This is a genomic window from Siccibacter colletis (genome assembly GCF_000696575.1).
Taxonomy (GTDB): Bacteria; Pseudomonadota; Gammaproteobacteria; order Enterobacterales; family Enterobacteriaceae; genus Siccibacter; species Siccibacter colletis.
The window spans coordinates 44,026-56,482 of record NZ_JMSQ01000015.1 but is presented as its reverse complement, the minus strand read 5'-3'; the positions used below and the strand labels follow the sequence as shown (position 1 = coordinate 56,482).

The 12,457-nt window shown below is 56.4% G+C and carries 15 protein-coding genes and 1 riboswitch; of the genes, 6 read left to right on the top strand and 9 right to left on the bottom strand.

Annotated features, from left to right (window positions below; genetic code table 11):
* Positions 1-42: 42 nt before the first annotated feature.
* The 4 genes from ET34_RS0115290 to mntP all read left to right on the top strand — a co-directional run bounded on the left by ET34_RS0115290 (position 43) and on the right by mntP (position 3,160).
* Positions 43-843 (top strand): PTS mannose/fructose/sorbose transporter subunit IIC, encoded by an 801-nt coding sequence (locus ET34_RS0115290; RefSeq protein ID WP_031523490.1) that lies wholly within the window; start codon positions 43-45, stop codon positions 841-843.
* A 12-nt stretch (positions 844-855) separates the two neighbouring features.
* Positions 856-1,707 (top strand): PTS mannose transporter subunit IID, encoded by an 852-nt coding sequence (locus tag ET34_RS0115285; RefSeq protein WP_031523488.1) that lies wholly within the window; start codon positions 856-858, stop codon positions 1,705-1,707.
* A gap of 54 nt (positions 1,708-1,761) precedes the next feature.
* Complete coding sequence (locus ET34_RS0115280) at positions 1,762-2,220, top strand: DUF986 family protein (RefSeq protein WP_031523486.1); 459 nt, start codon at positions 1,762-1,764, stop codon at positions 2,218-2,220.
* A gap of 196 nt (positions 2,221-2,416) precedes the next feature.
* A riboswitch (yybP-ykoY riboswitch) is annotated at positions 2,417-2,518 on the top strand.
* Positions 2,519-2,599: 81 nt separating this feature from the next.
* The gene (gene mntP, locus ET34_RS0115275; protein ID WP_031523484.1) at positions 2,600-3,160 is read left to right on the top strand and encodes a manganese efflux pump MntP; all 561 of its coding nucleotides are present in this window, start codon (positions 2,600-2,602) and stop codon (positions 3,158-3,160) included.
* On the opposite strand, the gene rlmA is transcribed toward mntP, so the two are convergent.
* From rlmA to mgrB, 6 genes are all read right to left on the bottom strand, one after another.
* Positions 3,157-3,969, bottom strand: a complete 813-nt coding sequence (gene rlmA / locus ET34_RS0115270; protein WP_031523483.1) for a 23S rRNA (guanine(745)-N(1))-methyltransferase — start codon at positions 3,967-3,969, stop codon at positions 3,157-3,159. The genes mntP and rlmA overlap by 4 nt on opposite strands.
* 152 nt (positions 3,970-4,121) lie before the next feature.
* Complete coding sequence (gene cspE / locus ET34_RS0115265) at positions 4,122-4,331, bottom strand: transcription antiterminator/RNA stability regulator CspE (protein ID WP_001062678.1); 210 nt, start codon at positions 4,329-4,331, stop codon at positions 4,122-4,124.
* Positions 4,332-4,343: 12 nt separating this feature from the next.
* Positions 4,344-4,484, bottom strand: a complete 141-nt coding sequence (locus ET34_RS22000; RefSeq protein ID WP_072002041.1) for a DUF2627 domain-containing protein — start codon at positions 4,482-4,484, stop codon at positions 4,344-4,346.
* 534 nt (positions 4,485-5,018) lie between these two features.
* The gene (locus ET34_RS0115255) at positions 5,019-6,005 is read right to left on the bottom strand and encodes an MBL fold metallo-hydrolase (RefSeq protein ID WP_031523481.1); all 987 of its coding nucleotides are present in this window, start codon (positions 6,003-6,005) and stop codon (positions 5,019-5,021) included.
* A gap of 23 nt (positions 6,006-6,028) precedes the next feature.
* Complete coding sequence (locus tag ET34_RS0115250; protein ID WP_031523479.1) at positions 6,029-6,316, bottom strand: YebO family protein; 288 nt, start codon at positions 6,314-6,316, stop codon at positions 6,029-6,031.
* A gap of 59 nt (positions 6,317-6,375) precedes the next feature.
* Complete coding sequence (mgrB, locus tag ET34_RS0115245) at positions 6,376-6,519, bottom strand: PhoP/PhoQ regulatory lipoprotein MgrB (RefSeq protein ID WP_031523477.1); 144 nt, start codon at positions 6,517-6,519, stop codon at positions 6,376-6,378.
* Positions 6,520-6,675: 156 nt separating this feature from the next.
* Between mgrB and ET34_RS0115240 the strand changes: the two genes are divergently transcribed.
* Positions 6,676-6,915: a YobH family protein gene (locus ET34_RS0115240; RefSeq protein ID WP_031523476.1), complete on the top strand. Its 240-nt coding sequence runs from the start codon at positions 6,676-6,678 to the stop codon at positions 6,913-6,915.
* Positions 6,916-6,950: 35 nt separating this feature from the next.
* Here ET34_RS0115240 and kdgR read toward each other — a convergent pair whose 3' ends face one another.
* Positions 6,951-7,742 carry a DNA-binding transcriptional regulator KdgR gene (gene kdgR / locus ET34_RS0115235; protein WP_031523474.1) on the bottom strand — a complete coding sequence of 264 codons (792 nt, stop codon included), beginning with the start codon at positions 7,740-7,742 and terminating at the stop codon, positions 6,951-6,953.
* A 174-nt stretch (positions 7,743-7,916) separates the two neighbouring features.
* On the opposite strand from kdgR, the gene ET34_RS0115230 reads away from it, so the two are divergent.
* Complete coding sequence (locus tag ET34_RS0115230) at positions 7,917-9,293, top strand: MFS transporter (protein WP_031523473.1); 1,377 nt, start codon at positions 7,917-7,919, stop codon at positions 9,291-9,293.
* Between the two features lie 44 nt (positions 9,294-9,337).
* Here ET34_RS0115230 and htpX read toward each other — a convergent pair whose 3' ends face one another.
* Both htpX and prc read right to left on the bottom strand, forming a co-directional pair.
* Positions 9,338-10,219 carry a protease HtpX gene (gene htpX, locus ET34_RS0115225; protein ID WP_031523471.1) on the bottom strand — a complete coding sequence of 294 codons (882 nt, stop codon included), beginning with the start codon at positions 10,217-10,219 and terminating at the stop codon, positions 9,338-9,340.
* Between the two features lie 190 nt (positions 10,220-10,409).
* Positions 10,410-12,455 (bottom strand): carboxy terminal-processing peptidase, encoded by a 2,046-nt coding sequence (prc, locus tag ET34_RS0115220; RefSeq protein ID WP_031523469.1) that lies wholly within the window; start codon positions 12,453-12,455, stop codon positions 10,410-10,412.
* Positions 12,456-12,457 lie beyond the last annotated feature (2 nt).

Sequence of the window (12,457 nt, the reverse complement as noted above, 5' to 3'; positions counted from 1 at the left end):
GAAATCCTCACTGACATCTGATTTTTTCACAGGAGAAGTACAATGGAGATAACCATTCTTCAGATTGTGCTGGTGTTTATCGTGGCCTGTATTGCCGGTATGGAATCGGTGCTCGATGAATTCCAGTTTCACCGCCCACTGGTGGCCTGTACCCTGGTCGGCGCCGTGCTCGGTGATATGAAAACCGGCATCATTATCGGCGGTACGCTGGAGATGATTGCGCTGGGCTGGATGAACATCGGTGCGGCGGTTGCCCCCGATGCCGCGCTGGCGTCGATTATTTCCACCATTCTGGTCATCGCCGGTAATCAGGGCATCGGCTCCGGCATCGCGCTGGCGATCCCGCTGGCTGCCGCAGGCCAGGTACTGACCATCATCGTGCGTACCATCACTGTAGGCTTCCAGCATGCGGCAGATAAGGCGGCCGACAGCGGCAACCTGACGGCGCTGTCGTGGATCCACGTCTCCTCCCTGTTCCTGCAGGCGATGCGTATTGCTATTCCGGCGGTGATTGTGGCGATTTCGGTGGGCACCAGCGAAGTGCAGAGCATGCTGAACGCCATCCCTGAAGTGGTAACCAGCGGTCTGAACATTGCCGGGGGCATGATTGTGGTGGTCGGTTACGCGATGGTCATCAATATGATGCGCGCCGGCTATCTGATGCCGTTCTTCTATCTTGGCTTCGTTACCGCGGCGTTTACCGACTTCAACCTGGTGGCGCTGGGCGTGATTGGCGCAGTGATGGCGGTGCTTTATATCCAGCTTAGCCCGAAATACAACCGTACCGCTGGCGGTCCTGCACAGGCTGCGGGTTCCAACGATCTTGATAACGAACTGGATTAACAGGTGAGCGACATGGTTGATATCACAAAAACAACGACTGAGAAAAAACTGACCCAGGGCGATATTCGCAGCGTGTTCCTGCGCTCCAACCTGTTCCAGGGCTCATGGAACTTCGAAAGGATGCAGGCGCTGGGCTTCTGTTTCTCGATGGTGCCGGTTATTAAACGCCTGTATCCGGAAAACAACGAGGCGCGCCGTCAGGCAATCAAACGCCACCTGGAGTTTTTCAACACGCATCCTTACGTTGCCGCGCCGGTGCTCGGCGTGACGCTGGCGATGGAAGAGCAGCGCGCGAACGGCGCCCAGATAGACGACGGGGCCATCAACGGCATCAAAGTCGGTTTGATGGGGCCGCTGGCCGGCGTGGGCGACCCGATTTTCTGGGGCACCGTGCGTCCGGTGTTTGCCGCGCTGGGTGCGGGGATCGCCATGAGCGGCAGCCTGCTGGGTCCGCTGCTGTTCTTCATCCTGTTTAACGCGGTACGTCTGGCAACGCGCTATTACGGCGTGGCCTACGGGTATCGCAAAGGCGTGGACATCGTGAAGGACATGGGCGGCGGCTTCCTGCAAAAACTGACCGAGGGGGCGTCAATTCTCGGCCTGTTTGTCATGGGGGCGCTGGTCAACAAGTGGACACACGTTAACATTCCGCTGGTGGTATCACGGATCACCGACCAGACCGGCGCGGAAAAAGTGACTACCGTGCAGACCATTCTCGACCAGCTGATGCCGGGCCTGGTGCCGCTGCTACTGACCTTCGCCTGTATGTGGCTGCTGCGCCGTAAGGTTAACCCGCTGTGGATCATCGTCGGCTTCTTTGTTATTGGTATTGCCGGTTACGCGGTTGGCCTGCTGGGCCTGTAAGACTGTGAGTGATAACCGGGGGCCTGCCCCCGGTTTTTTTATGCGAGAGAGAGTATGACGCTGACGGATATGGTTCTGGTGGGATGCATTGTGGCCCTGCTCGGCTGGGCAATTTACGATGAGGCAGTCCTCGAGCGACGCCGCGGAAAAACGCTGCTTGCCGTTGCACTGTTGCGCCGCGGGCGCGCGGACAGCCTGATTTTTACTGGTCTGATTGCCATTCTTATCTACAACAATATCGCCGCTCAGGGCGCGGTTCACACCACCTGGCTGCTCGGCGCGCTGGCGCTGATCGCTATTTATCTTTTCTGGCTACGCACCCCTAAAATACGCTTTAAAGCGCAGGGCTTTTTCTTTGCCGGAAACTGGACGGAATATAACCACATTAAGGCTATGAATTTGTCTGAGGATGGCGTACTGGTAATGGAATTAGCGCGCCGACGCCTGCTTATTCGGGTAAGAAATATTGACGACCTGGAAAATATATATAATTTTATGATTAAAAATCAATAGATTAAAGATATAGCAATGTCTATATTTGCCGCATTTTCCGCCAGCGGGATTTATAGCCAGAGCTATATTTCCGGCGATTGTTACGGCTATTTTAAAATCAATAACGGGTCAGTGGCGATAAATGTAACGCATTCCCATTGTGCTAAAAATAATACAGTTTGTGTGTTGTTAAGACTTTCCTAAATATGGTACTGTTCTGCCCGTCGTTGGGGAGTAGCCGATCTCCTTCCCCGGAGATGTACGTGTCAACATACTCGTTGCAAAACGTGGCGCGTACGGACTGAACACCGGTTCAGTCAGGCGAGACCATAGGCACAATTACTGCTGATTACTGGGGGCAGTGGTTGTGTATATGGAAATTCCCGGTCAGGACGTTTCAATGAATCTTTCCGCTACCCTGCTGCTCGCTTTTGGCATGTCAATGGACGCTTTCGCCGCGTCGATTGGTAAGGGTGCCACGCAACGCCAGCCTAAGTTCTCTGATGCCCTGCGTACCGGTCTGATTTTTGGCGCTATCGAAGCACTGACGCCGCTGGTGGGATGGGGGCTGGGCACCCTGGCGAACAAAGTGATCCTCGACTGGAACCACTGGATCGCCTTTATCCTGCTGGTATTTCTTGGCGCGCGCATGGTGCTGGAAGGGCTGCGCGGTAACACCGATGAGGAACCCTGCCGCCGTCACAGCTTCTGGCTGCTGGTTACCACCGCCTTCGCGACCAGCCTTGATGCAATGGCCGTCGGGGTCGGGCTGGCGTTTCTGCAGGTCAATATTCTCTGGACGGCGCTGGCTATTGGCGGGGCGACGCTCATCATGTCTACTCTCGGGATCATGATTGGTCGCTTTATCGGGCCGCTGCTCGGGAAACGCGCCGAGATCCTCGGCGGCGTGGTGCTGATCGGCATCGGCTGCCAGATCCTGTGGAGCGCAATTGGCGGCTAGTCGCGTCGCCAGAGGCTGATGCAAAAATCGGTTTCACAGCTGAAAGCCTCCGCGGCCGCCAGCTGCTCCCACACTTCCGGACGCGCTCGCCAGGCGAAAGGCGTCATCTGTAACAGCGCCACCGCCTCACTCCCCGCAAGCTGCATCTCATACCCCAGCGATATCGGCTCCACCAGCGTGAAGCCGTCCAGCTGCTCCTTGCCTGGCTCGTGAAGTTTTACCTCGTCGTAGATCAATCCCTTGAGCTGGACCAGATGGCGTGGGCCAGGCGTGGCGGTGATCGTCCAGCCGCCGGATTTCACCACCCGCGCCAGCTCCTGCGCTTTACAGGGCGCATAGATACGCACCACCGCATCAAACAGGGCATCGGCAAACGGCAGACGATGGCTGGACGCGACACAAAACGTGGCATTGCGATAGCGTTTCGCGGCATAGCGAATGGCAACTTTTGCGACATCAAGGCCAAATGCTTCGCCGCCCCGGCTGCGGATAACCTCTGCAAAAGCGTGGGTGTAGTACCCTTCCCCACAGCCAATATCCAGCAGTGCCTGCGCTGGCTGCGGCAAATGCGCTTCCAGCAGAGCGGTAATCCGATCGCGCAGCGGCTGATAATGACCGGCATCCAGAAACGCGCGACGCGCCTGCATCATTTCGCTGCTGTCCCCCGGATCGCGGGAGCGTTTATGCTGAACGGGCAGCAAATTCACGTAGCCCTCTTTCGCCTGGTCAAACTGATGCCCCTGCGGACAGCGATAGTGTTTATCCTGCGCCTGTAAGGGGGCATGGCAGAGTGGACAGAGGAAAGACATAGAAGCTCCGGTGGGTGCAAAAGCCGGAAGTGTACCGTTAATACGGCGCGGAGGGAAAGCCTGGCGCGGCGGTCAGAAATGAAAAAGCCCCGCGCGATGGCAGGGCTTTACCTGAACAGCGAACGCCGAAGCGTTACGCTGCGTCAGTGAAATCAGATAGCGGTAACGTTAACAGCCGCCGGGCCTTTCTGGCCGTCCTGAATTTCGAACTCTACGTTCTGGCCTTCAGCCAGGGTTTTGAAGCCGTTACCCTGGATTGCAGAGAAGTGTACGAATACGTCTTTGCTGCCATCAGCCGGAGTGATGAAGCCAAAACCTTTGGATTCGTTGAACCACTTAACTTGACCTTTAATCTTTGCCATTTTGCAATTTCCTTAGATTGTTTTCTTTGCCCGCAGGCATAACTGAGATGAAACAGAGACATTACTGCTTGAGGCACTAATATAAGGTTCGGCAGAGAAGCGGTATTCAACGACGTGTTTACTCAGGACTTCTTTACTGAAAATGCCACACATAAACAGAACTGTACCTCGTTTGACCCAAAAACGTTATCACATACATCTTAAATAATGGCAAGCCATTTTTAAGCGCGTATCGATCTGCCGCACAGATTCATAACCGGGGAGTTAATGCATGAAATTTTATGCGATTAATCCTAAGCATGAACTGGACAAAACGAGCATTACGCTTCGCTTGATGCGTCGCATTTTCGGGTACTTTTTTACCATAGCTCAAAGACTTCACTTCGTCCAGGCACAAGTGCAATTTGTCAGACGTATCTTATCTAAAGTTAGCATTTTTTGAGCATAGTTATGCGCAAACGCGCCGGGCGTGGCATTCAGCAGAGTTATCTTTGTTAAGTGGTATTTAAATTAAATGTACAAGTGAATAGAAGCTGTACAAATTAACGTTCGGCTGCACCATAATAATGACGAGAAAATGACACTGCATCATAACGAGGCAATTTTCTTTTTGCGTGCCGAATACGAATGAAATAATAAGACGTTTTTTTAATCTTCGAATGAAACAGTCATAATTAAAAACTATTTTTAAAAGGCTAAAAACTCGCCAATACGCAGCGGAATAAAATTGCTGATCTTTTCCCCTCTGGCCTGTAACTCATCCAGCAACTCCTGCGGCGGCATATCAAGCGACTCGTCAGCCAGCTCGAATACGCCCCAGTGAATGGGCACCGCCTTCGGACGTCCTAACTGCTGCCAGAGCTGCACTGCCTGCTGGGGGTCCATATGGTGATTGCTCATAAACCAGCGAGGCGCATAGGCACCGGCGGGCAGCGCCGCCACGTTGATAGCACCCAGCCGCGCCGGGATCTCCAGCAGCGTCTCGGTATAGCCGGTGTCGCCGCTGAACCAGAAGCGCACGTCGCCATGCTCAATCACCCAGCCGCACCACAGCGAGCGGTTGCGATCCCACAGCGTGCGCATGCTCCAGTGCTGCGCCGGTACAGCGTGCAGCCGGATATCGCCGAGCGCCCCCTGCTGCCACCAGTCAAGCTCGGTAACGTGACGAAAACCACGGCGGCTGAACCAGGCCTTAAGCCCAAGCGGCACCAGCACCTCTACCTCCGGAAAGCGACGGCGCAGCTGACGCAGGGTGCGGCTGTCGAGGTGATCGTAGTGGTTATGGGAAATCAGGATAGCATCGAGGCGGGGAAGATCAGCGAGATTTAGCGGGACCGGCGTTTTGCGCTGCGGCCCGGCAAAGGAAACCGGCGAGGCGCGCTTCGAAAACACCGGGTCGATAAGCAGATAGCGCCCGGCCAGACGCAACAGCAACGAAGCGTGACCCAGCCACCACAGGCCGTCCCCCTCCTGCTGCAGATCGACCGGCTGCCACCAGCGCCGGATGAACGCCGCATAGCCCGCCGCAGGTGCCAGCGGCAGGCCTTTAGCTTTGCGCTCGTTCTGCCAGCGCTTCAGATCGCCCGGCTGGTGTTCAGACCCACTGGTATTGCGAAATCCTTCTGGAGCGTGATGCGGGAGGGAGGCGTCGTACCAGGGGTTTTTCCAGACCATATAGGACTCGTGACCAGAGAGAATTAACGTTCGGCGACCAGGCGGATAAAATCGTCGTCGTCCTGCACGACGGCAGGCGCGGGCGCTGCAACGGGTTCAACGTCAGGCTCGTTAGCTTCGCACAGACGGCGCAACAGCGCATTCTGCCGTTTTTGCTGTTCGAGCAACGCTTCCAGCAATTCAATTTGTTCGTTGGTTCGGGAGCTGGCGCGATTAACGAAGAACCACACCACCAGACCTGTCAGCAGCACTACCAGGGAAACGAGAAGCGAGGATAAGCTCAGCATCCCGGAATTGATCATCTCATTCATCTTACCACCTCACTAAAGCGCGCTATCTTACCACTTGCGGCCGGCAAGGGAGCAACGTGTTACCAGGGAATAAATTTGTTGATCGCACAAATACCCGTGAAAAATTGTACATCCTGATCGCATATCACGTTGAGCATCTGCGTCCATAACAGCAGCGCTACCACCACGATGGCCAGGAGAACAATCCATCTGATCTTTTTCACTACCTACTCCGTCCGGGAACCATATCGTGCATCCTGGCATACTAACCTTAAACCAAAGGTCACTATAACCTTATGTCCGCAATTAAGACTAATCACGTGGCATCATGCCGGAGAAGATGAGTATAAAGGCCAAAAATGATTTTAAAAGAGGCATTTATGCGATTGATAATTCGAACCGGGATACTGCTGGCGCTGATCTGGCTGGCGATGCTGTTCAGCGGTTACGGCGTGCTGATCGGCAGCCAGGAGAACGTTGCCGGGCTGGGCTTACAGTGTAAATATCTCACCGCGCGGCAGGTGGTGACAGCGCAATACATTCACAGCGACAGCGGCGTGATTGGTCTGAGTGATTGCCCGGTGCTGCGTCAGAGTGGAAAAGCGATCGATCGCGGATAGTAAAAAACCGCAGCCTGAGCGCTGCGGTATGATTATCAGAACGGGTACTCGTTGTAGCCCATCTGCTCAGAGATTTTACGCGCTGCCTGGTGCAGCATCTCTACATATTCGTGCAGACGTTCTTCAGAGAAACGCAGCGTCGGGAAGGAGATGCTCAGCCCGGCAATCACCACGCCGAAACGGTCAAACACCGGTACGCCGATACAGCGCAGCCCCTCTTCCTGCTCTTCGTTATCTTCCCCATAACCCTGCTTACGCACGTCGCCCAGCACCGGCAGCAGCTCTTCCATACTGGCCAGGGTGCGCGGGGTGCTGCGCTTGTACTCGATGCTGGTGAGGATTTCTTTCACCTCTTCCGGGTCGCGCCACGCCAGCAGCACTTTACCGATGGCGGTGCTGTAGAGCGGGTTGCGGCGACCGATGCGCGAATACATGCGCAGGTTGTACATGGAATCGATTTTATGGATGTAGACGATGCTGTCTTCATCCAGCGCACCCAGATGGATAGTCTCTTTCGTCAGACGAGAAAGCTCACGCATCTGGATGTCAGCGCTGCGGATCAGATCGACGTTCTGCAGTGCGCGGGCGCCCAGCTCGAACAGTTTAAGGGTCAGCGAATACTTTTCAGATTCACCTTCCTGCGCTACATAGCCCAGGGATTTCATGGTCTGCAAAAAGCGGTATACCGTGCTTTTTGACATCATGACACGCTGCGAAAGCTCGGTGATGCCAATTTCACGCTCTTCCCCGAGCGCCTGCAAAATGCCGAAAACTTTCAGCACCGAAGAGACAGAATCAGGCTGTTTATCCAGATCTGCGATTGCCATTGATCACCTCGATCGCATTTGTTTTATAAAAATCAGAACTGGTTTTTATTATAAATTCACAATGACCCGTGCCGCAATGAATCTCTCCTTAATCGTTACGAATCTGCGACATATCCCTGAATTATTGATGCTAATATAGTTTCACCCTGAATCACCTTTCCGGCGTTTCCCTGTATGACGACAAAAGTTGTTGACGGCCTGCCCGTCCCGCAGCGCTATGGCGCGATCCTGACGATTATTATTGGCCTGATGATGGCCGTGATTGATGGCTCGATCGCTAACGTGGCGCTGCCGACCATTGCCAGCGATCTCAATGCAACGCCGGCGCGCTCCATCTGGATTGTCAACGCCTACCAGATTGCTATCGTGATTTCGCTGCTGCCGCTCTCCTTTTTGGGTGAGATGGTGGGCTATCGCCGGGTCTACAAATGGGGGCTGGGAATTTTTAGCCTCACCTCGCTGCTGTGCGCCGTCTCTCCTTCGCTGGAAGTGCTGACGTTTGCCCGCGTGGCGCAGGGATTTGGCGGCGCGGCGCTGATGAGTGTGAACGTCGCGCTAATCCGGCTTATCTACCCCCAGCGCCAGCTCGGGCGTGGCATGGCGATCAACTCCTTTATCGTCGCCGTCTCCTCTGCCGCCGGGCCGACCCTCGCGGCAGCGATCCTTGCCGTGGCCTCCTGGCAGTGGCTGTTTCTGATTAATATTCCGATGGGGATTGTGGCCCTGCTGCTGGCGCTGCGCTTCCTGCCCGCCAATCAGCATACCTCCCAGGCCCGGCGTTTCGATGTGCGCAGCGCGGTGATGAACGCCCTCACCTTCGGCCTGCTGATCACGGCGCTGAGCAGCTTCTCGCAGGGTGACTCGCTGCTGCTGGTGGGTGCCGAACTGCTCGGCGTGCTGATGATCGGCTTCTTCTTTGTGCGTCGCCAGCTGGAGCTGCCGGTGCCGATGCTGCCGTTAGATCTGCTGCGCATCCCGCTGTTTTCCCTGTCGGTCGGCACCTCTGTTTGCTCGTTTTGCGCGCAGATGCTGGCGCTGGTGTCGCTGCCGTTTTTCCTGCAGAGCGTGCTTGGGCGTAGCGAAGTGGAGACCGGGCTGCTGTTGACGCCCTGGCCGCTCGCTACCATGGCGCTGTCGCCGCTCGCCGGTGCGCTGATCGGCCGCGTCCACGCCGGGCTGCTTGGTTCTGCCGGGATGATCCTGATGGCGGCTGGGCTGTTCGCCCTCGCGATGCTCCCGGCTCAGCCATCGGACATCGACATCATCTGGCGCATGGCGCTGTGCGGAGCTGGCTTCGGCCTGTTCCAGTCGCCAAATAATCACACCATGATTGCCTCCGCCCCGCCGCAGCGCAGCGGTGGGGCCAGCGGGATGCTCGGCACCGCCCGTCTGCTGGGCCAGAGTAGCGGTGCGGCGCTGGTGGCCCTGATGTTCACCCGCTTCGGCGACGGCGGTACCCACGCCTCGCTGATCTGCGCCGGCACTCTCGCCGTTCTCGCCGCGCTGGTGAGTGGCTTGCGGGTGCAGAGCAAGCCGGTTTCGCAGGCATAAAAAAAGCGCGCCCTGCGGCGCGCTTTTTCACTTCTGGCTGGCGGTTACTTGATATACTCCCCGCTGCGCAGCGCTTCGATACGCTTATCCAGCGGTGGGTGCGTCATGAACATTTCGCTCAGCGACTTCGACTTACCGTTGATGCAGAACGCCATCATGCTGCTGGCTTCCTGCGGCTCGTAGCTGGTTTTCAGACGCTGCAGCGCGGCAATCATCTTCTCGCGGCCGACCAGTTTCGCGGAACCGGCATCAGCGTGGAACTCACGGTGACGGGAGAACCACATGGTGATGATGCTCGCCAGAATACCAAACACCAGTTCCAGCACCGTGGCGACAGCAAAGTAGATCCACGGGTTACCGTTGCTCTCTTCGCCTTCTTCGCGGTTGCCGCCGAGGAACCCGGCCGCCACCTGCGCGATGATACGCGAGATGAAGATCACGAAGGTGTTCACCACGCCCTGAATCAGGGTCATGGTCACCATGTCGCCGTTGGCGATGTGGCTGATCTCGTGGGCGATAACCGCTTCCGCTTCGTCACGGCTCATGTTCTGTAGCAGCCCGGTGCTGACGGCCACCAGCGAAGCGTCGCGGCGGGCGCCGGTCGCGAAGGCGTTAATGTCCGGCGCATGATAGATAGCCACCTGCGGCATCGCGATCCCGGCCTGGCGCGACTGCTGAGCGACGGTATCCATCAGCCAGCGTTCGGTTTCGTTGCGCGGCTGCTCAATCACTTCCCCGCCCACGGAGCGCAGCGCCATGGATTTGGACATCCAGAGTGAAATGAAGGAGCCACCAAAACCAAACAGCGCGGCCATGATCAACAGACCCGGTACACTGCTCGATTGAATTCCTGTCAGGCTGAGCACCAGCCCGAACACGACCATCACCGCAATGTTGGTCAGCAGGAAAAGCCCGATTCGCATCATAATATTCTTTTACCTCGGTTTAACAAAACGCATTACGCGATACCCACATCGTATGGGCCTGGCGGCTATTTTCAAGTATCGGAACGCGGTAAGTCACCAGAAAGACAGAACTTTACACTTGGAGGGCTTTCACTGACGCGGTAAAAGAGATGTAAAAAAACAGGCACAATTTCTTGTGCCTGTTGGGGAGTTACTTCGCGACGGGTTGCGCAGCGGGCTGTGACTTGTCGAGGTGCGCCAGATCGAGCGCAATGCGTACCGTCTCGTCAAGATACGGGTCCGGCTCCTGATAATCCTTCGGCAGATCGTCGAGTTTTTTCAGCAGCGGTTTGCCTTCGCGCTTGAAGCGATCGTTGATCCGCGCCAGACGAATCGCATCATCTTCGTTGTTCTCTTTCTCACGCTGAGCGAGATTGAGGGAGATGATATTGCGCTTCTCTTTCATGGCGTTGAAACGCGCGATGTCCTTGATGATGTACTGGAACTCGGCATCCTTCGCGATACGTTCTTCATGCTGCTTCAGCAGCTGAGGCCCGAACGGCTTGAGATCGCCGGCTTTGACAAAGGTCGCGGCGTTAATGCTGTCCCAGGGGAGCGCATTGTCTTCGAACTTCTCACCGGTTTCCGTCTCTTCGTTGCCGGTCGGCATCAGCATATCCGGCGTCACGCCTTTACGCTGGGTACTGCCGCCGTTAACGCGATAGAACTTCTGGATGGTGTACTGTACAGAACCCAGCGCCGGCCACTCAGGACGCAGCATCTGATCGTAGATGCGGTTGAGCGAGCGGTACTGCTGCACGGTGCCTTTCCCGAAGGTCGGTTCGCCGACAATCAGCGCGCGGCCGTAGTCCTGCATCGCGGCGGCGAAAATTTCCGATGCCGAGGCGCTGAAGCGGTCAACCATCACCACCAGCGGGCCTTTATAATAAACAATGCCATCGTTGTCGCTGTCTTCGCGCACTTTGCCATTATTATCACGCACCTGAACAATCGGGCCGCCCGGAATAAACAGGCCGGAGAGCGAAACCGCTTCGGTCAGCGCCCCGCCACCGTTGGTGCGCAGGTCGATGATCACGCTGCTGACGTTCTGTTTTTCCAGCTTCTGCAGCTGCACCTTCACGTCATCGGTCAGGCCAACGTAGAAGCCAGGGATATCCAGCACGCCGACTTTCTCTTTGCCGACGGTTTTCACCGACATCTTCACGGCGCGGTCCTCAAGGCGGATGCGCTCGCGAGTCAGGGTGACCACGCGGGTTTTGGTGCCTTTACCGGCCGGTAACACTTCCAGCCTGACCTTGCTGCCTTTCGGCCCTTTGATCAGCGCCACGACGTCATCGAGACGCCAGCCGATCACGTCCACGGTCGGCTGCCCGGTCTGGCCGACGCCAACGATGCGATCGCCTACGGCAATGGCTTTGCTTTTCGCCGCCGGACCGCCTGCCACCATCGAATTAATCACGGTGTAGTCGTCGTCCATCTGCAGCACCGCGCCGATACCTTCGAGCGACAGGCTCATTTCGGTATTGAACTGCTCGGTGTTGCGCGGGGAAAGGTAGTTGGTGTGCGGGTCGATCTCATGGGCAAACGCGGTCATCGCCAGCGAGAACACGTCTTCGCTGTTGCTCTGCGCCAGGCGGCGAATCGCAAACTTATAGCGACGGGTGAGGGTATCGCGAATTTCCTGATCGGTTTTCCCGGTGAGTTTGAGGCTCAGCTGGTCAAACTTCACCTTCTCGTCCCAGAGTTTATTCAGCTCGGCCTGGTCTTTCGGCCAGGGCGCTTTACTGCGGTCGGCGTTGAAGGTGTCATTACCGGTGAAATCCATCGGGCGCGCCAGCACGTTTAATGCGTACTGGAAACGCTCGAAGCGGCGCTGCTGCGCCAGGTTATAGAGATCGTAGAAAACGGTGAGTTTTCCGGTGCGCAGTTCGTCGCCCAGCTCGCCCTTCTTCGCGGCAAACTTCTGCACGTCGCCCGCCAGCAGCACGTTATGGCTGTAATCCAGCAGGTTCAGATAGCGATCGAAAATCTTTGCCGAGAACGCCGCGTCCAGATCGAACTGGCGATAGTGCGAGCGGGTAAAACGCGAGGTCACGCGCTCGCTCACTGTTGCATGCTGCGGCTCTTCGCTCAGGACCGGGATCTGAGATGCCTTTGTGATCTCTTCTACGGCGAGCGCATGGCCTGCAAACGCAAGCAGGCCAGCAACGGCAGTGAGCTTAAAAAAGGTGTTCATGC